Origin of the sequence: Pseudoalteromonas sp. NFXS39, assembly GCF_040148775.1 — a bacterium.
In the GTDB taxonomy this organism is placed as follows: domain Bacteria; phylum Pseudomonadota; class Gammaproteobacteria; order Enterobacterales; family Alteromonadaceae; genus Pseudoalteromonas; species Pseudoalteromonas apostichopi.
The window spans coordinates 82969-101786 of sequence record NZ_JAGDEC010000001.1; the positions used below are offsets into that span (position 1 = coordinate 82969).

Consider the following 18818-nt stretch of genomic DNA (forward strand, 5'->3'; position numbering starts at 1 on the left):
GTTAATAAGTAAATACTCTGCTTAAATTCTAGTTAATGATGAAAGGGTGATTAGATGAAGTTTTATATTGTAAAAAAAGACTCTCGTTTAGCAGCCATTCCTGCTCAAGAATCGATTCTAAACGAGTACAAAGAACGCGGATTTGAATTTGTTGAAGTCATTGCTGCATGCGATGAGTCAGATGCATTGTCTCGAACCACTCCAAGTGTAACTGGGTCTAAAAAATGGTTAATTTACCCTACTGCACTAGTAATTTTATCCTTAATTGCCATTATTTTTGCAATAAATTAAATTTTGCGACATTTGCTATTGAAATTCACTGCCATTTGTATTTAAAATCGCCCACTTTTTTGATTTTGGGGTCTGTTGTGCGTTTGTTCAAACCCCAAATGTTTTGGTAATCAGCATAGAATTCGGTGAGCTTATGGATTTCTATATCCTAAAAAAACAACAAGAACTAATTGCAATTCCAGCGGACGAACAAAATTGTAAACAGTACCTAGATTCAGGGTATTTTTATATCGACAAAGTAGCGGCATGTAATGAAACAAATGCCCTTAAAATATTGCAAGCTAAGCAAACAAAAGCACTTAAAGTACCTTTGATAATGGCATTATTAGCTCTGCCTATGGTGATTTTTGCTTGGTATAGCTTAAGTTAACAAACCAGGCTGGGCATCTTGCCTCAGCTTAGGTATATTGGCGCTCTTACTAAATAATAAGAGCGTTTAATGAAAGTCCTTCATACATCTGATTGGCATTTAGGCCAACAATTCTACGAGCACTCCCGATTCGATGAACATCAAGCATTTTTTGCTTGGTTAACCGATACGCTTGTGTCAGAACAGATCGACTTACTACTGGTTGCGGGTGACATTTATCATACGGCAACGCCACCTGCCAGCGCAGAAAACCAACTCTACCAATTTATTAAAACCACTAAGCAGCATTGCCCAGACTTACACATAGTGATTATTGCTGGTAACCATGATTCAGCAAATCGAATTATGGCGGCAAAGCCCTTATTAGCTCAGTTTGATACCCATGTTGTTGGCCGCTTTGATAGCAACGCTCCTCATGAAGTAGTACTGCCAATCAGCACAAAAAACGGCGATGCGAATGTTGTTGCCATGCCATTTTTACGTAGCAGTGATTTAAGCAGCTATAACCGCCAACAAGAGCAACCATTAAGTTATAACCAAGCAGTTGCCCTTGCCTACAAAGATGCATTACAAGCAACAAGCGAATTACCAAACGCGCCATTAATTGCCATGGGTCATTTACATGCAAAAGGCGGAGACATCTCATCTGACTCTGAACGTAACTTAGTCATTGGTGGTGAAGATGCGATATCGGCAAGCATATTTACTGAACAACCTGATTATGTCGCGCTAGGGCACCTTCATAAAGCTCAAACCGTCGCGAAGAAAGAGACTATTCGCTACAGTGGCACGCCATTGCCAATGTCATTTTCTGAAAGGCGTTATCAACATCAAGTTGTAATTGTTGAGCTTAGTGACTCAGGAACTTCTGTAAACCCCCTTTACATTCCTAGCTTTTGTAAAGTCATGTTGCTACCAGAAAAAGACTGTGTGCCACTGAACGAATTATGTGAGCTTATAAAACAGCTCGATTTAACGGATGAAGATTTAGCGCCGTATCTTAGGGTTAAATTGAGCGCCCATGACACTGACACCACTTTTAGAGAACAAATAGAACAAGCCCTTGAAGGTAAGCAGGTTAAGTTTTGTGGCATTGAAAGGGTGCGACAGCAAAGCAGCCAGCAAGACGATGAACAAACCTTATTTGAAGATGTCTCGCAAATTGAAGCGCTGAACCCACATTCACTTTTAGAGCAAGCATTTGCAAATAATAAAGATATGGCAGGGCAGGCTGTGCCAAAAGAACTAGAAAGCTTATTAAGCCAAGTGATCGATGAATTGAATGCGGAGGATCTACTATGAAAATTTTAGCGATTCGTGTTCATCAACTCGCCTCTATCTTAGACGCCGAAGTCGACTTTAGCACTTCGCCTTTAAAAGAGGCTGGGTTGTTTGCCATCACAGGTGATACAGGCGCGGGGAAAAGTACTTTGCTTGATGCTATTTGCTTAGCGCTTTATAACAAAACAGCAAGATTACGCGGCGATACAGGCAATAAAATTGACTTTAACGGCGACAATATCAAACTCAATGACTCGCGAAATTTATTACGCCGTGGGGCAGGGCAGGGCTTTGCCGAAGTCGACTTTATAGGCCAAGATAAACAGCAGTATCGAGCAAGATTAAGCTTTAGCCGAGCGCGTAATAAAGCTGATGGCAAGTTACAGCCCGCACAACATAGCTTGCACTCATTACCTGATGAAATCCTGATCGCTGACAGAAGCGCGGCAGGTAAAGAGATCGAGCGTATTATTGGTTTGAGCTTTGAGCAGTTCTCTCGAGCAGTGCTGCTTGCGCAACATGAATTTGCAGCGTTTTTAAAAGCAACCGGTGATGAGCGTGCGCAATTACTTGAATGTTTAACAGGCACAGATAAATTCAGCCGTATTGGTCAGCGTATTTTTGAGCGCCACCGTGAGCAGCAGCAATCGTTAGAGCAGTTAAAGTTAAGTTTAAGTAATTATCAGGTTTTAAGCCCTGAAGAGGTCGAAACTAAACAAGCTGAGCAAACGGCGCTTGAGGCAAAACTTGCTGAGTCACAAAAACAAATAAAGCAATTCGAACAGTACCAAACCTGGTATAAGCAAGCATCTCAGCAGCAACAACAGCTAAACCAAGCTGAGCAAGCAAAACAAGAGTTACAACAGCAATTAGAAGCCCTTGCTGAAAAAGCCACTGAAGCGAAACAAGCTCAGCAATGCCTTGAAATAAAAGATAACCGCGAACGCGCCGCTACAATTACAGCCCAACAAGGTCAGCTAACCCAAAATCGTGAGCAGCTATTAAACGTTGACCATAAAGCACTGATCAAAGATGCTGAGCAAACGCTTGAAAAGCAAACCGCGCAACTAAACCAAGCAAAGCAAGCACAAAAAGACGCGCAACCTCTTATTAGTCAGGCCCGAGAGTTAGATAAGCAACTTGCCGTATTAAACCAGCAAGCAGCGACGCAAAAAGTACAAGCGGATAAAGCAAAGCACCATCATAAAGAGCTGACTAATACACTAAATAGCCATAAAGCAGAGCAGCAAAAACAGCTTGAGCAACAAGCACACATTAATAGCTACTTAGAAACACACGCACAGTGGCAGCCTTTAGCGAAAGACTGGTCATTCTTTAAAAGTGAGCTAAGCCGCTTTAGTCAGCAACAGCACACAATTAGCCAATCACAGCAAAACGTAAAAGCTCTTCAACCTAAAATTGATGAGCAGCAAGCAGCCGCGCAGCAGTGCAAAACCCAGTTTCAAACCCTTGAGCAAGAAATTAAGCGCTTAAATGAACAAGATGCCGCCTTTAAATCGAGTTTAAATACCCAATCAATGGCGGATATTGATGCGGGGCTTGAGGCGATTAAGCACCTGATTGAAAAGCGCCAAGTGTGGCAAACTAATCAGCAGCAGTTAAAAAACTGGCAAGCCCAGCTAAACACATTAAGCCAAACTGAGCAGCAACTACAAACGGCATTAAAAGATGCACAGCAAGGGGCAGAGCAAGCACAGCAACAGGTTTCGCTTTGTGAGAAAAATTTACAGCAAGTGCAGCTAAGAGCCAGTGAGGGAGTCAGCCAGTTACGTGCCACTTTAAAAGCAGGGGAGCCTTGCGCGGTATGTGGCTCAAAAGAACACCCCTTTATGCATGAAGAAATGGTTAGCGAGCAATTTAGCCAGCTTATTAACGACTTTACCAGGGAGCTAACTAACGCCAAACAGCATTTAAAAGCTCAGCAAGCATTACAGCAAACTAAAAGTAATGAGCTGGCGGCATGTAGCCAACAGATAAGCTCGTTAAGCGGGCAAATCTCAGAACTGAGCGCTCAACAACAGAGCCTCAAAGAAACCATGGCAGCTAGCCGTACTGAGCTAAATGATTTAACCGAAGATCAGTTAAGTGAGCGTCAGCAACAGCTCAGCCTGCAAAAACAGCAATACTACAAAACCCTCGAGCAGCAACAGCAGCTGCAAAACACACTTACGGCTAAGCAAACTGAATATAATCAGCAAGGGCAAGCGCTACATAGCAAAGAGCAGCAATTAAACGAACTGCAACAACAGCTAAATAATCTGCAAACACGTTTAAATGAGCTCAATGATGAGCATCAGCAGCTCTATACAACACTAAATCAACAGTTCACCAGTGCACCTTGGTGGCACGCATTAAATGAACAAAGTATTTCTCTAGAGAACATCGCTGAACATGTTAAGGCCTATCAAGCTTCGCTACAAACTGCAGATGAGCTTAAAGCTAGCTTAAAAACGATTGAGCAGCACCTTGCTCATTTAACGCCGCAGCTTAACGAAGCAAATGCCTCTTTAACTCATTGCAACGAGCAACTAAGCCAAACTCAAAACGAACTAACGCAGATACAATCAAAGCGCGAGGGCTTATTGAGTAACGCTGCAATTTCGGTAGATGAGTTTATTGCAGAGCTAGAAAAGGCGATAGATTCAGCGCAGCAAGCACTGCAACTTGCCCAGACAACCCATAGTCATGCGGTAAAGGCGCGTGACGAACAAGCCATTCAAATCGCCAATATTGACGAGCGTGAGAAAGAACTAAACGCTGAACAAGCAGCGCTTAATGAGCGATTTTGCGTTTGGTTTGACGATTTTAAAGCGCAGCATCCAAACTTGGATGAGCAAGCAATTAGTAAGCTATTAACGATAAGCCCTACTGAAATCAAGCAAACTCTGGCTGAATATCACTCCGCCGAAAGCGGCTTAAAAGACGCTGAAGCTCTTTTAAAACAACGACAACAGGCTCTGGCTCAACATCAAAAAGATAAGCCAGCTCTGGGAGAAGGTGAGCTGCAAATACAACTTAATCAGGCCACAGAGCAACAAGTGCAAACGAATAACGCATTATTGCAAGTTGCGACGGAGCTTAAAACCCATCAACAAAATAGCCAAGCGCTGGCTGATAAACAAAAGCTATTAGTGGAACAACAAAAAAGCTATGAGCACTGGTATCTACTCAATAAGGTGCTAGGAGATGCAAGTGGTAAAACCATGCGTAATCTAGCGCAAACACAAACCTTAAAAATACTTCTGCACTACGCGAATAGTCACTTACAGACACTAAACAAACGCTACAAATTAACAGCCATAGGACAAACACTCGATATCGCAATTATCGATAAAGACATGGCCGATGAGCAGCGCTCTGTAAATACGTTATCTGGCGGCGAGTCATTTTTAGTGTCGTTAGCACTGGCATTAGGTCTTGCATCGTTGTCGTCAAATAAAGTGCAAATAAACTCTTTGTTTATCGACGAAGGGTTTGGTACTTTGGATAGTGAAACGTTAAGCATCGCGATGGATGCTCTTGATTCTCTGCAAGCACAAGGTCGCAAAGTGGGCGTTATTTCTCACGTATCGGAAATGACCGAACGCGTTGCCACGCAAGTGCATGTGGCGAAAAAACCAGGTGGTTATTCGACCATCTCAGTTATTTAAAGGATTAGCATGCCAACTTTTAATCACGAAGAAGCAAGTCACTACGACGAACGTATTTTGCGCCTAGTTCCAGGTTATGAGCTATTACATCAAGCAACCGCCGCCCAACTGGCAACAACGCTGAGCGATGATGCGTGCATTTTAGTTGTTGGAGCCGGAACAGGTAAGGAAATCATCGAATTAGCAGCATTAAACCCTAGCTGGCAGTTTATTGCTCAAGATATTTCACAAGACATGCTCGATATTGCCGAGCAGCAGTTTGGTCAGCATAACATCAGCGACCGCGTGACTGTACACTGCGGTGATATCAACGACATCGACAGCCAATGTGACGCAGCATTGTGTTTATTGGTAATGCATTTTGTTGAAGATAACGGCGACAAAAAAGCGCTATTAAAAGCGATTCACAGCAAACTTAAAAAATCGAGCAACTTATACATTGCCGATTTAATGCGCCCAGAATCTGCTTTTGAACGTGAATCACAGCTACAGCTTTGTACGCAGTTAGGTTTAACCGAAGCCGGCGTAGAGCACACGCGCCACAATCTAGAGCACGAGTTTTATCCATTAGACCGAATTCGTTTTTCAGAGTTAATGAATGAAACCCGATTCAGCACCCCAAAACAGTATTTTAAAGTGCTGGGTTTTACAGGGTATGTGGTTGGGAGTTAGCTACTTTACGGAGCTGACGGCTGATAGCTGACAGCTCTTTTAAATTCCGAGACTAATACCCCGCGGCCTGTCCGTCTTTGCGGGTTTCAGATGCGCCGTAATAAACGCCGGTTTTAGGGTCTTTCAATATAGCTTGATAACCACCGTATGGGCCAACGGCGTCTTGTAAGGTGTGGCCTTTTTTCATTAACTCGCGGCGGGTTTCCATCGAAAAGCCTGACTCTAAACTAACAAAACCACCGTCTTCCATAATCTCACCGGTTGGTTGCGATGAACCTGTGTGCAGAATACGCGGTGCATCACCGGCTTCTTGGAGGTTCATGCCAAAATCAATCATGTTGATCAGTATTTGAGCATGCATTTGTGGCTGTGTGGCACCGCCCATTACGCCATAACTCATATATGGCTTGCCATCTTTGGTGACAAACGCTGGAATGATTGTATGAAATGGTCGTTTGCCTGGCTCATATTGGTTCATGTGGCCTTTTTTAAGGGCGAACATTTCGCCACGGTTTTGCAATACAAAGCCTAATTTTGCCGGTGTCATACCTGAGCCCATGCCACGGTAATTACTTTGAATAAGTGAAACCATGTTGCCGTCTTTATCGGCGGTCGTCATATAAATGGTATCGCCTTCTACTGGGCCTGCATGGTCGCGTTTTGCGGCTTTGTTAGGGTCTATCAGTTTACGTCTTTGGTCAGCATATTGCTGCGAAATAAGTGTTTGTACGGGAATGGTGTTAAACGCTGGATCGGCGTAGTACTTTGCACGATCAGCAAACGCGAGCTTTTTCGCTTCAACAAAGGTGTGTACGTATTCTGGGCTATCAAAACCCATTGCTTTGATATCGTAACCTTCAAGAATATTCAAAATTTGCTGTGCAGCAATACCTTGACCATTTGGTGGCAATTCCCAAAGCGTATACCCCCTATAATCGGCGCTCACAGGCTTAACCCATTCACTATGGTGCGCAGCTAAATCTTCATAGGATAAGTAGCCGCCGTTTTCTTTCATGTAGCGACCAATTTCTTTAGCTATATCGCCTTTGTAAAAGGCATCGCGGCCGCCTTTGGCAATTTTGCGATAGGTATTTGCAAGGGCAGGGTTCTTAAATATATCGCCTTTTTCAGGCATTGCTCCATCAGGCATGTAAACATCTTTAAAACCCGGGTATTTACCACGCGCAGCTACACTTTTTTGCATGTAATAGGCAATCAGTTCCGACACAGGGAAGCCATTTTCGGCATAGTCGATAGCAGGTTGTAATAGCGTTTTCATTGGCGTTTTGCCGAACTTTTTGTGCAATTCAAACCAACCATCAACAGCACCAGGTACCGACACTGGCAAGGGCCCATAAGCAGGAATATAGTCCCCCTGTGCTTTTAAAGTATCAAAAGACAAGCCTTGTGGTGAACGACCAGAGGCATTTAAACCGTAAAGTTGCTTAGTTTTGTTATCCCAAACAATGGCAAACAAGTCGCCACCAATTCCACACCCTGTTGGCTCAACAAGGCCAAGCACTGCGTTTGCTGCAATCGCCGCATCAATGGCATTTCCACCATCTTTTAATACTTGTAAGCCCACTTGCGTAGCTAACGGCTGTGATGTTGCAACCATACCTGATTGTGCGATGACTTCAGAACGACTTGCAAAGTTATGTCCTGTGATGCGATCGTAAGCTTGAGTAGCGCCTGTTGTACCTAAGCATATAGCGAGCACTAAGCTTTTAATGAGTGGAGTTGGTTTCATAGTTTTTGCCCTTTTTATTGTATTAATCACTATAAAAAGCAATTAAAAATGAGGCAATGGCTTTGCGTTCGAGTGCGAAAAATCGCGATTGACTTCAAAAATAAGAGAAGTTGCGGATATTTTACCTAAAAACAATCCAAATTAGTAAATAGCAGAGCCATTTAAGCACGGCTGCGCAACTGTCGATACTTCGCCGTGAGAATGCATCTCCTCTGCTACAAACTCATCAACAATTCGGTCTATTTGATCTTCTTGCTTCATGGTATCAAGCGCTTTTTGCAGTGCAGTGATCACCTCTAGCGACGTATTTTTGTTAAGCGCTAAGTAATTACCCACTAAAGCAGGGTGCTTAAGCTCAAATACCGGTGTTACTTGTTCTGGATTCATACCCACATTCATCAATTGTGATGAAAGAGTAAGAGACGAGCCAATCAGCAAGTCATGCTTACCTTGCTTAAACATTTTTAGCTCTTCAAACTTTTTTGAGTAAGTTAAAAATTGCTGGCCTTCAGTTAGGTTAAAATCAGCTAGAACGGTTTGATATACATCACCACGAGATACGCCAATGGTGTAGTTTTGCAACGACTGAGTACTCGTTACTTTAATGTCGTTGCGGTTATTTAAACGGTATAAACAAGAATGCCCAGATACCAAAGGGCCAACCCAATAAAATTGAGTTTCTCGCTTTGCGGTACGCGAAGTAGAGTAAATTCCTGCATTCGGTTGGGCGAGCGTTTGTGACATTGCGCGCTTCCAAGGCAATACACTAAACGTACAGCTCAACTTGGCTCTTTCGCACAAAGATTCCATGATTTTGGTGTTAATACCTGTGATTTGATTGTGCTGCACAAAGTTATAGGGTGGAAACACTTCGGTGTATAAAGTCAATTGTTCAGCACTTGCCACTGCTGTGCTTACTGTGAATAAACTCACTATTGTTAAATGCTTAAACATCGCTCTTAACTCCAGTTTTTGCTGGTTATTCTGGTTTAACAATTCGACTTAACTGCTTTTGCAGCGTATTTAAACAAAATGGTTTGATAATAAAGCCGTTTACTCTTGCTGTAATCATCTCGTTGACCGTTTGCTTACTATCTTCGCACGTCACCATAAGTACGGGTAAATCTCTAAGTACAGAGGATTCACGAATATGATTAAGCAAGCATTTACCATCCATTTTCGGCATGTGTAAATCAGTTATTATCAGGTCAAAGCTTTGCTTTTCTAGTAAATCTAACGCTTGCGCGCCATCAGTCGCCTCTGTTATATCCTTATAGTTTAACCTACGCAACATGTTTATAAGCACATGGCGCATCAAGGGCATGTCATCGACGACCAGTATTTTCATCTGAAGTACTATTAATTTTTGCGGTATTCTAAGCTTAGTTTGCTAACTCAATAACGCAATAAACTAGAAACTAAGAGAAAATATCTGCGACTAACTGACTAAGACGTGCGATTTTAATATTGCTTAACTGACGGTAATCAAAATAAGGGCAGACAATCACTTTATCTGATTTACTAATAGCAAACTCATCATCAAGCCAAGTTAGCTGACTACTGAGAAGCCCATCATTGATAAGCTTTTTGGCATAGGTTCGCCCAGCAATAATATGTAATTGCTTTGGTTTGTCTAATAACGGCGGGCTAAACAGTAATGCCGTTTGACTATGTGCTTGTAGCAGTTGTTCATCGCGAAAAGTCTGCCAGTCAGGTGCGCATTTAGCAAAATCATAATATTCACTTGGTAGTGCAAACAGCACTTTGCCATACACGTTAAAAACTTTACGCCAACCATTTCCGCATGCTTGGTTTATTTCGTTAATTTGGCCGGTTTGCATTACATGTAAATGGTCAAGCTGTTGCCAAGCAGGCATTGGCGGGCGTTTTTCTATATAAACAGCGACTTTAAACGCCTCATCACCAAAACCGATTAGCGCTCTGCTATTAGCGACACTCATGACTTTTTAGCTAGAATTCGGTCTAGGTTATTAGCAAAGTTCTGGCGATCAGCTTGGCTTAACGGCGGTGGGCCGCCGGCCATTTCAACGCCACTAGAGCGCATTGTATCCATAAAGTCACGAACGTTTAAACGTGAGCGAATATTTTCAGTTGTATATAACTCACCGCGAGGGTTGAGCGCTTGGGCACCTTTTTCGATAACTTCTGCAGCCAAAGGGATATCACCGGTGATCACCAAATCACTCGGCTCAATGCGCTTAACGATTTCGTTGTCAGCAATATCAAAACCCGAAGATACCTGCAAACGGCTAATATACTTTGAAGGGGGCACTCGCATCGCATGGTTCGCGACTAATGTGGTGAAGGTTTGTGTGCGCTCTGCGGCACGAAATAATATTTCTTTAATAACGACGGGGCAGGCGTCTGCATCAACCCAAATCTTCATACTGTTCTCACTTTAATTTTTGACTTTAATAGTTTACCGTAATTGAACTAAATTAGTGCCATTAACGTATTAATTTGTTTGATTTTTAAAAGGGAGTAAAAGCGTGCAAACATCATTAAAGCTAATCGGAATTTTATGTATCACAGCTATTTTATCTGCGTGTACAGGAGTGCCAGACGATATCAAACCCGTCGATAACTTTGAGTTAAACAAATACACAGGAACTTGGTACGAAATTGCACGTTTAGATCATTCATTTGAACGCGGCCTAGAGGGTATTACTGCCGAATACTCGATTAACCCAGATGGCAGTGTGAAAGTTATCAATAAGGGATACAGCGCTGAAGATCAAGAATGGCAGCAAGCTGAAGGTAAAGCGAAATTTGTCAAGCAACAAGACATAGGCCACTTAGAAGTATCATTCTTTGGGCCATTTTATAGCTCTTATGTAGTGTTCGAATTAGATAAGCAAGATTATCAATACGCTTATATCACTGGCTATAACAAAGAGTATTTATGGTTTTTGTCACGCACCCCTAACGTTACAGAACAGCAAATGCAGGACTTTATAAACACAGCAAAAAAATATGGTTTTAAAACAGACGAGCTTATTTATGTTGACCATAAGAGCTTGTAAAGGGGCTTTACAACTGTCTTTAAACTATCACGAATGTGCAACACAACTGTAATGGAGGGTGAGCATAATACTCACCATTAAATTGTAGCAACATGTGATCCCCAATTTAATCCCCTGCTTGGGTAGGCATTGCCTACCCATTTTTTTATATCAATTCCTGAATTAGGTATTATTTCGAATTGGTATCAGATCAGTTTTTTACTAACTAAACTAGAAAATCATCACTGAAAAGCCACTTAACAGCAAGACAGACATAGTTAATAAACTGACATGCTTAACCCAAGAAACAGTAAAACTGAATAAAATCATTAATATAAGTACACTTAATGCCATATAGCCGCAAAACAGCAATGCGCCATATCCAGCATCTGACAGCACACAAAGTACTAAACTTAGTAAAATATTGATCCAGCCACTTAATAAAAAACTATTTCTTTGTTTTTCAGTCAATTTCTTTTTAAACACATCACGAAAATGATTAAATTTTGCAAGTGCAAAACAATTAAATCCTAAAAAGCAGAGACTAAATTGTAGTAATTCCATCATCCTTGTTGCTCCTTTAAAATCCTGTTTTTATTTGATCTACCTTTATTTGTAGTGGTTTTATGGCTTGGTATTTTTTTGCTTTGTAGTAAAAACAGCCCCCCAGCACAAATAAACGCACTATCAATACCAAATAAATCCCACTGTTTAGTTAGTAAATACGTGATCCAATTACCATCTGTTGTCAGCGCATTTACAATAGGCACTAATAAGCAAGTAGCAGCGTTTAACCATGCACTATAGCGCCAATGATGTTTTTCTCGGCCGATCACAGCAACAACTAGCGTCGCAAGCCAAGCTAAGAAAAACACGAGTATTTCTTTATCGGCACGCCCAGCTAACTCTAAAGGTAATAGTCGATTAGCAATGAAGAATGCTGCGGTTGCAAGGGGTAAACCCATCAGTGTGGCTAAATTTAGTGTCTCAACGAACTTAAGTCCAAAGCCTGGTTTTTGCTCTGCTTTAAGTCTCTCGCGTAAGCGCTTTGCCCACATGATGCAGCCTGTAGCTATCATGGCACAGCCTGCTACGCCACAGAAAAAATACAACCAACGCAGTAATGGCTCGGCTAAACGGCCGCTATGTAATGCTGTCATTGAGTCATAAAACTGCGCCGAAGCGCTCCAATCTTCACCTGAGCTCGCTTCGAGCTCACCTGTTACACCATTAAATAAATAGCGTGGTCCGTTATCTACAAGCTCTTTGCCGGTTGCCAAATAAACCACTATTTGTGAGGTCGCTGTATTCGCATTTCTCACAAACACGTGGCTAATGTCGGCATTCGGTGACTTAGTATAAATCTGATCTAATACCTCTTTGATTGCCACCATAGGGCGCTGCTCTTCACTGGGCTTAGCACGCTTGTTAATGGGCAATGCCTCTTCAAACATTTGTCTTAAGCCATTTTCATATACGGTTTCAGCGGGGTAGGGGAACAGCATAAATATCAGAGTAATAATACCCGTATAGGTGATCATAATATGAAACGGCAACGCTAATACCGACGAAACATTATGTGCATCTAGCCAACTTCGGCTGCCTTTGTTAGCTCTAAAGCTAAACATATCTTTAAAAATGCGCTTATGGATCACAATGCCAGTGATCAATGCTACAAGCATAAATAATGAGGCTAAACAAACAATTATCCTTGCAGTAAAAACGTCTATGTAATGCAAATCAAAGTGTAAGCGATAGAAAAAATTCCCCCCTTTAGTATCTCGAGGCGCTGGCAATTGCTCTAAATTATTAGGGTTCAAATAGGTATAATTGAAAGGCGCACGACGCTGCCCTGGCTGTTTAGGCTCAGCAAATCCATAGCTTAAAACTGGATTTCGAGATTCAGGTAAGTTTATTCGCCACGATAATGAGTTAGGTGCCTGCAACTGTAATTGCGCAAACACATATTTAATTTGATCGGCTTGAGACTGAATACGCTTAGGCTGATGCTGCACATGATGCGTTTCGGGCTTAGCCCAAATAGTAATTTCATCCTTAAAAAAGCTGATAGTACCAGCAAAAAATATCAAGAATAATAACCAACATACCAGTAAACCGACCCAGGTGTGCAGCCAAGTCATTGAGCGGAAAAAACTCTCTTTCATAACCACCCCTTAATCAATGAAAGGGCCAGTAATTGCCCACCAGTAGTTAGTAAAATTGTGATCCATACAGTCTTTAAAGACTTAACTGCAAACACCCAAATAAATACACAACAGTAAAAAAATACCGATAGAGTCGTAGTTAAAAGAACACTGTCGAGTTTATTAAGTGGTAATAACACAGCTAATAACGAAATAAGTACACTGGTAAAAGCGTAACCACCAATGATGGCTGCAACAAAACGCAAAAATACAGCGACACGATAAGATAGGCTCACAGAACCCTTTTTAGCTGTAATTTTAGGGTGATTGTTTGTCACTGCATCTAATGATTGAGAGTGCATGATAATCCCTTAAAAAATAACACGAGAAGAAAACCACATATTATATCGCCGCCAAACAGAAAAGATAGTAATTATCATTTGCGTAAGCGTATTTAATAATGAAACAAGTTCATCCTGTATTTTTGTTAGTAAAATAATGATCTGCTAGCTTTGTTCTGAGCATTGTCATATGGTGTTATGAAACTAAAAAGAGGTTGTAATGAAAACAATAGGCTTAATTGGTGGTATGAGCTGGGAGTCAACGCAAAGTTACTATCAACTTTTAAATCAAGGCATTAAAAATGAACTTGGGGGGCTACATAGCGCCAGAATAGTACTTGTCAGTCTCGATTTTGCCGAAATAGCAGAACTACAACAGCAACAGGATTGGCCACAGATGGCCGAAATACTGATAAAAGCAGCCAAACAGGTTGAAGCTGCTGGCGCCGATTATTTATTGATTTGTACTAACACGATGCACAAATTAGCAGAGCAAGTACAAGCATGTGTTTCTATTCCTTTGTTACATATTGCTGATGCAGTTGGTGAAAAGCTAATACAATGTAACCATAAAAAAGTGGCTTTGCTGGGTACTCAATTCACTATGGAGCAAGGCTTTTATAAACAACGCTTAGCAGATAAATTCTCTGTAGACGTTTTAATTCCTGATGCTCAGGAGCGTGAAATAGTGCATCGTGTGATTTATGATGAACTATGCAAAGGCATAATCAATCCAGAATCCAAAGCCGAGTACCTAACAATTATTGATAATCTAACTAAGCAGGGTGCAGAGTCCATTATTCTTGGTTGCACTGAAATAGCATTGCTAGTTCAGCAATCCGATGCCTCAATTCCATTACTTGATAGTACAGCACTGCATTGCGCCATGGCGCTCAAGAACAGTTTAAAATAGGAACAAATTATGTCGAACCACCATAGCTTAAATTATGTTGAGTTTGCAGCAAAAGATTTAGCTGCAACAAAAGCGTTTTTTCATCAAGTTTTTAAATGGCAATTTACCGATTACGGGCCTGAATACAGCGCATTTAGCGTTGAATCAGCGGGCCTTGACGGTGGTTTTTACCAAGCACCTCTAAGTAGCTCAACCTCTAATGGCGGTGCGCTAGTAGTGCTTTATTCAAATAATATTAAAGAGACTCAAGCACAGGTAGAAAAACACGGCGGCACAATTATTAAGCCTTTGTTTGATTTTCCTGGAGGCTGTCGTTTTCACTTCACAGAACCAAGTGGTAACGAGTTAGCTGTTTGGTCAAAACAAGCATAGATCATATTTTTACTAACTCATGACTACTCAATCATTATTAGAACAAGTTAGTAAATGCGTGATCTGCGAGACTCATTTACCACTTGGCGCTCGGCCCGTTATTCAATTTAATTCACGGGCTCGTATTTTAATTGCTGGTCAAGCGCCAGGGATAAAAGTACATGAAAGTGGCAAACCATTTGATGATGCTAGCGGTGAAAGGCTTCGCTCTTGGCTTGGCGTAAGCAATGAAGAGTTTTACGATAATAGTAATTTTGCTATTCTGCCAATGGGCTTTTGTTACCCAGGAAAAGGTAAGTCGGGCGATTTACCACCGAGAAAAGAGTGCGCGATTACATGGCGTGAAAAACTTTTAGCACAGTTAACTAATATTGAACTCACCATTATCTTAGGTAAGTACGCGCAGGCATATCATTTACCCCACACTAAGCAGTTACCCTTAACTGAGTTAGTAAAATCGTGGCGTGAATATTGGCCAAGTTACCTGCCATTACCTCACCCAAGCCCTCGTAATAATATCTGGCTGAAGAAAAACCCATGGTTTGAGCAACAAGTATTGCCTGAGCTTAGTAGTAAAATACGTGCAATTTTAGCAAGGTAAAAAATGGAAAATAACTTTTTTGCTGAAAACGGCTATTGCCATGTAAAGGGGCTTTACACAGCGAATGAACTTGGCAAGATAAGGCCCATTCTCGATAAGTTTCATTATAACTGGCTGCTAGAAAACCAACGTTTTTACCAATCCAGAGGGATTAATAGCTCAGGGTTGACTGGCGCTGCATGTTTAAGTACTGAAGAAAAGTTTACCCTTTTTGAATTTATCTGTGCCGATACTCTATTGAATCAGGTTAAAGGCGTTGTTGCTGAACCTCAGTTTATGAATACTCAATTATTTTTTAATCCTTACAATCCCAAACAAGCAAACTATTGGCATCGCGATATGCAATATCACTTAGAGCTTGATGCACAAAAGGCCGCACTTTATGGCCCTGAAGTTTTACATTGCCGAGTAGCTTTTGAAGATGAGCCGGGAATTGAGCTAATACCGGGCAGTCACAAAAACTGGGATTCAGACGAAGAACTAGCTGTAAGATTGGGGCAGCAAGGAGCTAAAAATAATGATTCGCTGAGACGCGGAAAACAAGTTGCATTGAAGAAGGGTGACTTACTCATATTTTCGGCAAATATGATCCATCGGGGCTTGTACGGCATGAATCGATTTGCCCTAGATATTTTGTACTTTGAACGTCACCCGAGCCTGAATGAATTTGTACAAACTGGATTTTTACCAACTGCAGAACAAATGCAGCATCTAAAAAACGCAATGGTATTCGAGTAAGTAGAAAAAAGCGGCTCACTAGCCGCTTTCTTTTTTTTGTGCTGTTACTGCAACATCGCGAATAACTCTTTTAACTGCGGCATGTATTGCTTAACTAAGTTAATATTACTTTCGCTAACATCTGCTGTTGCAGTACTTGCTTTAACACCTTCTAAAGCACCCGCCATTGAGCGAGCCCCCGCATTAGATGATGATGCCGTTAGGCTTTGTAAACCACTCATCGCTTGGTTTACACGTTGCTTGTTCTCTTCAGACATACCTGCTTTAAGGTTTTCTAAATAGGCAAGAGATACTTCTGAGCCAACTGTAACTAACTGCTCAGGAGTGAAACCGTATTGTTTGGTTAACGCTGCAAACTCAGTGTAAAGCTCATGCCTTTTAATGTGGCCTAATGCATCCATAACAGAGGAACTATCTGCACCATTAGAGCTTCCTAACATACTATCGAGATTCAAACTTTCAAGCTCTGGTTGGTTTTGCGACCAATTTACCACTGCTGGCAAAGCCCTGATATAACGCTGTAGCTGGCTTTCAGTAATATCTTCTGCGAAGCTAGAAAAACTCATCGCCAGTAGGCTTATTGAAATAAATAGTGCTTTCATTGTGATCTCCTTTCTTTCAAATTGGTTAGCAATCGGCTCACATAGTCGAGTAATTATGTTTGACCAATTACAAATGTTATAATCCTTTTTTTACCATAGCTAAATGAACCTGATGTTAACTATTTCTAATACTGTCACGATTGCTGAATGGGAGCTCGACTTTAGTGCGATCCGTTCTCAAGGTGCTGGCGGACAGAACGTCAATAAAGTGGCTACAGCAATTCACCTACGCTTTGATATTAACCGATCAAAATTACCTGACTTTTACAAACAACGTTTGCTTAATTTAAATGACTCTCGAATCACCAAAGAGGGCGTAATTGTCATTAAGTCGCAAAGTCATCGTACACAAGAGATGAACAAAGAAGATGCGCTTAGCCGTTTAAAAGAAATAATCGTAAACGCTACACAAGTACAAAAGAAACGTAGAGCAACTAAACCCAGCAAAAGCTCTCAGAGAAAACGTATGGACAGCAAAACCAAAAGAGGACAAACAAAAGCATTACGAAAAAACATAAAACCCTAACCTTAGCACCAGAAAACCGTGTCAAAAATGAGCGAAACTGTAAAGAAGTGTAACTTGTTAACAAAGTTAATTGATGGTTAATCCTGCCGCGTCTATAATAGTAATACAATTTCAGAATAATAAAGGAGGGGCGTATGGGCCAAAAATCACGTTTTTTTGCAGCTGCAATGATAACGCTGTCAACGATGCCTATTTCAAGCTTTGCTGTAGATTCTTGGCAAGCTGGAAGCGCGTATCCGCAAGGTAGTGAAACCTGTTATAACGAAATTCTTTATAAAGCCAGATGGTGGGCAACACCTGGAGAAGAACCAGGCAGTTCTCAATGGGGCGCTTGGGTTGCAGATGTTGCTTCAAAAACTTGCGTACAAAGTGTTGTAAAGAAGCAAGAGGATTTATTAAAGTCTTTACCCACAATTTTCGAACCAAATAATAAAAAAGGGAGTACTGAATAACTCCCTTTTTTGTGCATATTAGATTTTACTCGAATGTGTGATGCCTTGTCATTTCAAAGCGATTTAAAATGTGATGCATAATGTACACTGCACATAAGCTCAGCAGTATTGCCACTGATACTGACGAAAAGCGATAAAGTGCGCTGTATACTAGATCTTGCCCCGGCCCCAATGATTGGCCAAACAAAATACCAAATGTAGTAATAATACCAAAACCGACACCTGGAATACCCCCACCAATTATATGATAACGACTAAAGATAAAAGTTAAGATCCATAGAATTAACGCCGGAAATATCAAAATATCAGTATGGTTGTACAAGAATAACTGTGAAACTAAGGCCAAATTACAGCCAATTAAAGTGCCTATAGCACGTTGCCATGCAGCCATACCAGCCGCTTTCCAGCATAACGAAAATAAGATCAGAACAGATGCTGCTTGAGCAGAAATTGAATCTTGTAAATCAAAAACCTGAAAAACCACAAATGACAAGGTTGCCACCGTTGAGCAAAGTAATACCTCATGGCGTACACTTTCTTTTGCTTTTTCTGGCATCTGACGGCCTTGGCGCGGTGAAACATCTGGGAATAAACCATGCATTAGCATCGAAAACACCACAGTAACCACAACTGCAACGGCATTACTAATAATCAGCGGATAAATACTTACCCCTCCACCTGTGTAGGTCGAAAAATGCAATTGAATAGACAAGCTGACCACTGTTGTAGCGCCAAATAAAAAGTTAGCGCCACGACTCATTTGATAGAATAAAAAGGCAAATGCCACAAAGCAGATCATCGTCATAACAACAGGCAAGTGAGAGAACAGCCCTTGCACTACAAGTACAAATAATGCACTGAATACAGCGCCTGCGTAAAACTGTCGAATGATATGCATGTTTAACACAGGCACTAAGCCGAGCAATAGCATAGGGTAAACAGTAAAAAAGATGCCATTAGGCCAGTTCATCAATTTTGCCAGTGCAAACCCTAATGCTGAGCCCGTAGCAATGCGAAGCGCCTGGCGCAAGCCATTGCCATCGAGTTGCAATACAGACATAGCTCACCCAG

General features: G+C 41.4%; 22 protein-coding genes. 12 read left to right on the plus strand and 10 right to left on the minus strand.

Annotated elements, in window-relative coordinates:
* Nucleotides 1–54: 54 nt before the first annotated feature.
* The 5 genes from J3455_RS00335 to J3455_RS00355 all read left to right on the plus strand — a co-directional run bounded on the left by J3455_RS00335 (nucleotide 55) and on the right by J3455_RS00355 (nucleotide 6285).
* Nucleotides 55–291: a hypothetical protein gene (locus J3455_RS00335; protein ID WP_167657327.1), complete on the plus strand. Its 237-nt coding sequence runs from the start codon at nucleotides 55–57 to the stop codon at nucleotides 289–291.
* Nucleotides 292–424: 133 nt separating this feature from the next.
* Nucleotides 425–661 carry a hypothetical protein gene (locus tag J3455_RS00340; RefSeq protein ID WP_130052326.1) on the plus strand — a complete coding sequence of 79 codons (237 nt, stop codon included), beginning with the start codon at nucleotides 425–427 and terminating at the stop codon, nucleotides 659–661.
* 69 nt (nucleotides 662–730) lie between these two features.
* Entirely contained in the window at nucleotides 731–1963 is a 1233-nt protein-coding gene (locus J3455_RS00345; protein ID WP_167657326.1) for an exonuclease SbcCD subunit D, read from the plus strand.
* The gene (locus tag J3455_RS00350; RefSeq protein ID WP_256854111.1) at nucleotides 1960–5613 is read left to right on the plus strand and encodes an SbcC/MukB-like Walker B domain-containing protein; all 3654 of its coding nucleotides are present in this window, start codon (nucleotides 1960–1962) and stop codon (nucleotides 5611–5613) included. Before J3455_RS00345 ends, J3455_RS00350 begins: the two co-directional genes overlap by 4 nt.
* A 9-nt stretch (nucleotides 5614–5622) precedes the next feature.
* The gene (locus tag J3455_RS00355; RefSeq protein WP_250662087.1) at nucleotides 5623–6285 is read left to right on the plus strand and encodes a class I SAM-dependent methyltransferase; all 663 of its coding nucleotides are present in this window, start codon (nucleotides 5623–5625) and stop codon (nucleotides 6283–6285) included.
* Between the two features lie 52 nt (nucleotides 6286–6337).
* Here J3455_RS00355 and ggt read toward each other — a convergent pair whose 3' ends face one another.
* From ggt to J3455_RS00380, 5 genes are all read right to left on the minus strand, one after another.
* Complete coding sequence (ggt, locus tag J3455_RS00360; protein ID WP_250662088.1) at nucleotides 6338–8035, minus strand: gamma-glutamyltransferase; 1698 nt, start codon at nucleotides 8033–8035, stop codon at nucleotides 6338–6340.
* 141 nt (nucleotides 8036–8176) lie between these two features.
* On the minus strand, nucleotides 8177–8989 hold the full coding sequence (locus J3455_RS00365; protein ID WP_130052331.1) for a substrate-binding periplasmic protein: 813 nt from the start codon (nucleotides 8987–8989) through the stop codon (nucleotides 8177–8179).
* A gap of 25 nt (nucleotides 8990–9014) precedes the next feature.
* The gene (locus J3455_RS00370) at nucleotides 9015–9383 is read right to left on the minus strand and encodes a response regulator (RefSeq protein ID WP_130052332.1); all 369 of its coding nucleotides are present in this window, start codon (nucleotides 9381–9383) and stop codon (nucleotides 9015–9017) included.
* A 70-nt stretch (nucleotides 9384–9453) separates the two neighbouring features.
* Complete coding sequence (locus tag J3455_RS00375) at nucleotides 9454–9996, minus strand: DUF6942 family protein (RefSeq protein ID WP_167657321.1); 543 nt, start codon at nucleotides 9994–9996, stop codon at nucleotides 9454–9456.
* The gene (locus J3455_RS00380) at nucleotides 9993–10442 is read right to left on the minus strand and encodes a YaiI/YqxD family protein (RefSeq protein ID WP_130052334.1); all 450 of its coding nucleotides are present in this window, start codon (nucleotides 10440–10442) and stop codon (nucleotides 9993–9995) included. Before J3455_RS00380 ends, J3455_RS00375 begins: the two co-directional genes overlap by 4 nt.
* A 103-nt stretch (nucleotides 10443–10545) precedes the next feature.
* Here J3455_RS00380 and J3455_RS00385 point away from each other — a divergent pair, with 103 nt between their 5' ends.
* Nucleotides 10546–11079 (plus strand): lipocalin family protein, encoded by a 534-nt coding sequence (locus J3455_RS00385; RefSeq protein WP_239977456.1) that lies wholly within the window; start codon nucleotides 10546–10548, stop codon nucleotides 11077–11079.
* A gap of 210 nt (nucleotides 11080–11289) precedes the next feature.
* Here the strand turns inward: J3455_RS00385 and J3455_RS00390 are convergent, their stop codons facing one another.
* Genes J3455_RS00390 through J3455_RS00400 form a run of 3 tightly spaced genes read right to left on the minus strand, consistent with a single transcriptional unit; the run spans nucleotide 11290 to nucleotide 13564 of the window.
* On the minus strand, nucleotides 11290–11625 hold the full coding sequence (locus J3455_RS00390; protein ID WP_167657320.1) for a DUF3325 domain-containing protein: 336 nt from the start codon (nucleotides 11623–11625) through the stop codon (nucleotides 11290–11292).
* On the minus strand, nucleotides 11622–13223 hold the full coding sequence (locus J3455_RS00395) for a PepSY-associated TM helix domain-containing protein (protein ID WP_349560730.1): 1602 nt from the start codon (nucleotides 13221–13223) through the stop codon (nucleotides 11622–11624). Before J3455_RS00395 ends, J3455_RS00390 begins: the two co-directional genes overlap by 4 nt.
* Nucleotides 13220–13564 carry a hypothetical protein gene (locus J3455_RS00400; protein WP_175580338.1) on the minus strand — a complete coding sequence of 115 codons (345 nt, stop codon included), beginning with the start codon at nucleotides 13562–13564 and terminating at the stop codon, nucleotides 13220–13222. Before J3455_RS00400 ends, J3455_RS00395 begins: the two co-directional genes overlap by 4 nt.
* A 199-nt stretch (nucleotides 13565–13763) precedes the next feature.
* Here J3455_RS00400 and J3455_RS00405 point away from each other — a divergent pair, with 199 nt between their 5' ends.
* The 4 genes from J3455_RS00405 to J3455_RS00420 are packed head-to-tail and all read left to right on the plus strand — an operon-like array spanning nucleotide 13764 to nucleotide 16167.
* Nucleotides 13764–14456 carry an aspartate/glutamate racemase family protein gene (locus J3455_RS00405; RefSeq protein WP_130052337.1) on the plus strand — a complete coding sequence of 231 codons (693 nt, stop codon included), beginning with the start codon at nucleotides 13764–13766 and terminating at the stop codon, nucleotides 14454–14456.
* A 9-nt stretch (nucleotides 14457–14465) separates the two neighbouring features.
* Complete coding sequence (locus J3455_RS00410) at nucleotides 14466–14828, plus strand: VOC family protein (protein ID WP_130052338.1); 363 nt, start codon at nucleotides 14466–14468, stop codon at nucleotides 14826–14828.
* 19 nt (nucleotides 14829–14847) lie between these two features.
* On the plus strand, nucleotides 14848–15429 hold the full coding sequence (locus J3455_RS00415) for a uracil-DNA glycosylase family protein (RefSeq protein WP_130052339.1): 582 nt from the start codon (nucleotides 14848–14850) through the stop codon (nucleotides 15427–15429).
* 3 nt (nucleotides 15430–15432) lie between these two features.
* Nucleotides 15433–16167: a phytanoyl-CoA dioxygenase family protein gene (locus tag J3455_RS00420; RefSeq protein WP_130052340.1), complete on the plus strand. Its 735-nt coding sequence runs from the start codon at nucleotides 15433–15435 to the stop codon at nucleotides 16165–16167.
* Nucleotides 16168–16211: 44 nt separating this feature from the next.
* On the opposite strand, the gene J3455_RS00425 is transcribed toward J3455_RS00420, so the two are convergent.
* Complete coding sequence (locus J3455_RS00425) at nucleotides 16212–16769, minus strand: short-chain dehydrogenase (protein ID WP_130052341.1); 558 nt, start codon at nucleotides 16767–16769, stop codon at nucleotides 16212–16214.
* Between the two features lie 112 nt (nucleotides 16770–16881).
* Here J3455_RS00425 and arfB point away from each other — a divergent pair, with 112 nt between their 5' ends.
* Nucleotides 16882–17295, plus strand: coding sequence for an alternative ribosome rescue aminoacyl-tRNA hydrolase ArfB (gene arfB, locus J3455_RS00430; RefSeq protein ID WP_130052342.1), 414 nt, complete (start codon nucleotides 16882–16884; stop codon nucleotides 17293–17295).
* A 134-nt stretch (nucleotides 17296–17429) separates the two neighbouring features.
* Nucleotides 17430–17747 (plus strand): hypothetical protein, encoded by a 318-nt coding sequence (locus tag J3455_RS00435; RefSeq protein WP_167657316.1) that lies wholly within the window; start codon nucleotides 17430–17432, stop codon nucleotides 17745–17747.
* A gap of 25 nt (nucleotides 17748–17772) precedes the next feature.
* Here the strand turns inward: J3455_RS00435 and J3455_RS00440 are convergent, their stop codons facing one another.
* Nucleotides 17773–18807, minus strand: coding sequence for a DUF2955 domain-containing protein (locus J3455_RS00440; protein WP_130052344.1), 1035 nt, complete (start codon nucleotides 18805–18807; stop codon nucleotides 17773–17775).
* Nucleotides 18808–18818: the final 11 nt, after the last annotated feature.

Bases quoted from the DNA above. Each gene is read 5' to 3' on its own strand.
- J3455_RS00400 (WP_175580338.1), bottom strand. From the start codon at position 13,564: ATGCACTCTCAATCATTAGATGCAGTGACAAACAATCACCCTAAAATT.
- J3455_RS00435 (WP_167657316.1), top strand. From the start codon at position 17,430: ATGGGCCAAAAATCACGTTTTTTTGCAGCTGCAATGATAACGCTGTCA.
- J3455_RS00415 (WP_130052339.1), top strand. From the start codon at position 14,848: ATGACTACTCAATCATTATTAGAACAAGTTAGTAAATGCGTGATCTGC.
- J3455_RS00410 (WP_130052338.1), top strand. From the start codon at position 14,466: ATGTCGAACCACCATAGCTTAAATTATGTTGAGTTTGCAGCAAAAGAT.
- J3455_RS00355 (WP_250662087.1), top strand. From the start codon at position 5,623: ATGCCAACTTTTAATCACGAAGAAGCAAGTCACTACGACGAACGTATT.
- J3455_RS00335 (WP_167657327.1), top strand. From the start codon at position 55: ATGAAGTTTTATATTGTAAAAAAAGACTCTCGTTTAGCAGCCATTCCT.
- J3455_RS00340 (WP_130052326.1), top strand. From the start codon at position 425: ATGGATTTCTATATCCTAAAAAAACAACAAGAACTAATTGCAATTCCA.
- J3455_RS00390 (WP_167657320.1), bottom strand. From the start codon at position 11,625: ATGATGGAATTACTACAATTTAGTCTCTGCTTTTTAGGATTTAATTGT.
- J3455_RS00375 (WP_167657321.1), bottom strand. From the start codon at position 9,996: ATGAGTGTCGCTAATAGCAGAGCGCTAATCGGTTTTGGTGATGAGGCG.
- J3455_RS00440 (WP_130052344.1), bottom strand. From the start codon at position 18,807: ATGTCTGTATTGCAACTCGATGGCAATGGCTTGCGCCAGGCGCTTCGC.
- arfB (WP_130052342.1), top strand. From the start codon at position 16,882: ATGTTAACTATTTCTAATACTGTCACGATTGCTGAATGGGAGCTCGAC.
- ggt (WP_250662088.1), bottom strand. From the start codon at position 8,035: ATGAAACCAACTCCACTCATTAAAAGCTTAGTGCTCGCTATATGCTTA.
- J3455_RS00370 (WP_130052332.1), bottom strand. From the start codon at position 9,383: ATGAAAATACTGGTCGTCGATGACATGCCCTTGATGCGCCATGTGCTT.
- J3455_RS00365 (WP_130052331.1), bottom strand. From the start codon at position 8,989: ATGTTTAAGCATTTAACAATAGTGAGTTTATTCACAGTAAGCACAGCA.
- J3455_RS00345 (WP_167657326.1), top strand. From the start codon at position 731: ATGAAAGTCCTTCATACATCTGATTGGCATTTAGGCCAACAATTCTAC.
- J3455_RS00350 (WP_256854111.1), top strand. From the start codon at position 1,960: ATGAAAATTTTAGCGATTCGTGTTCATCAACTCGCCTCTATCTTAGAC.
- J3455_RS00405 (WP_130052337.1), top strand. From the start codon at position 13,764: ATGAAAACAATAGGCTTAATTGGTGGTATGAGCTGGGAGTCAACGCAA.
- J3455_RS00420 (WP_130052340.1), top strand. From the start codon at position 15,433: ATGGAAAATAACTTTTTTGCTGAAAACGGCTATTGCCATGTAAAGGGG.
- J3455_RS00395 (WP_349560730.1), bottom strand. From the start codon at position 13,223: ATGAAAGAGAGTTTTTTCCGCTCAATGACTTGGCTGCACACCTGGGTC.
- J3455_RS00380 (WP_130052334.1), bottom strand. From the start codon at position 10,442: ATGAAGATTTGGGTTGATGCAGACGCCTGCCCCGTCGTTATTAAAGAA.
- J3455_RS00425 (WP_130052341.1), bottom strand. From the start codon at position 16,769: ATGAAAGCACTATTTATTTCAATAAGCCTACTGGCGATGAGTTTTTCT.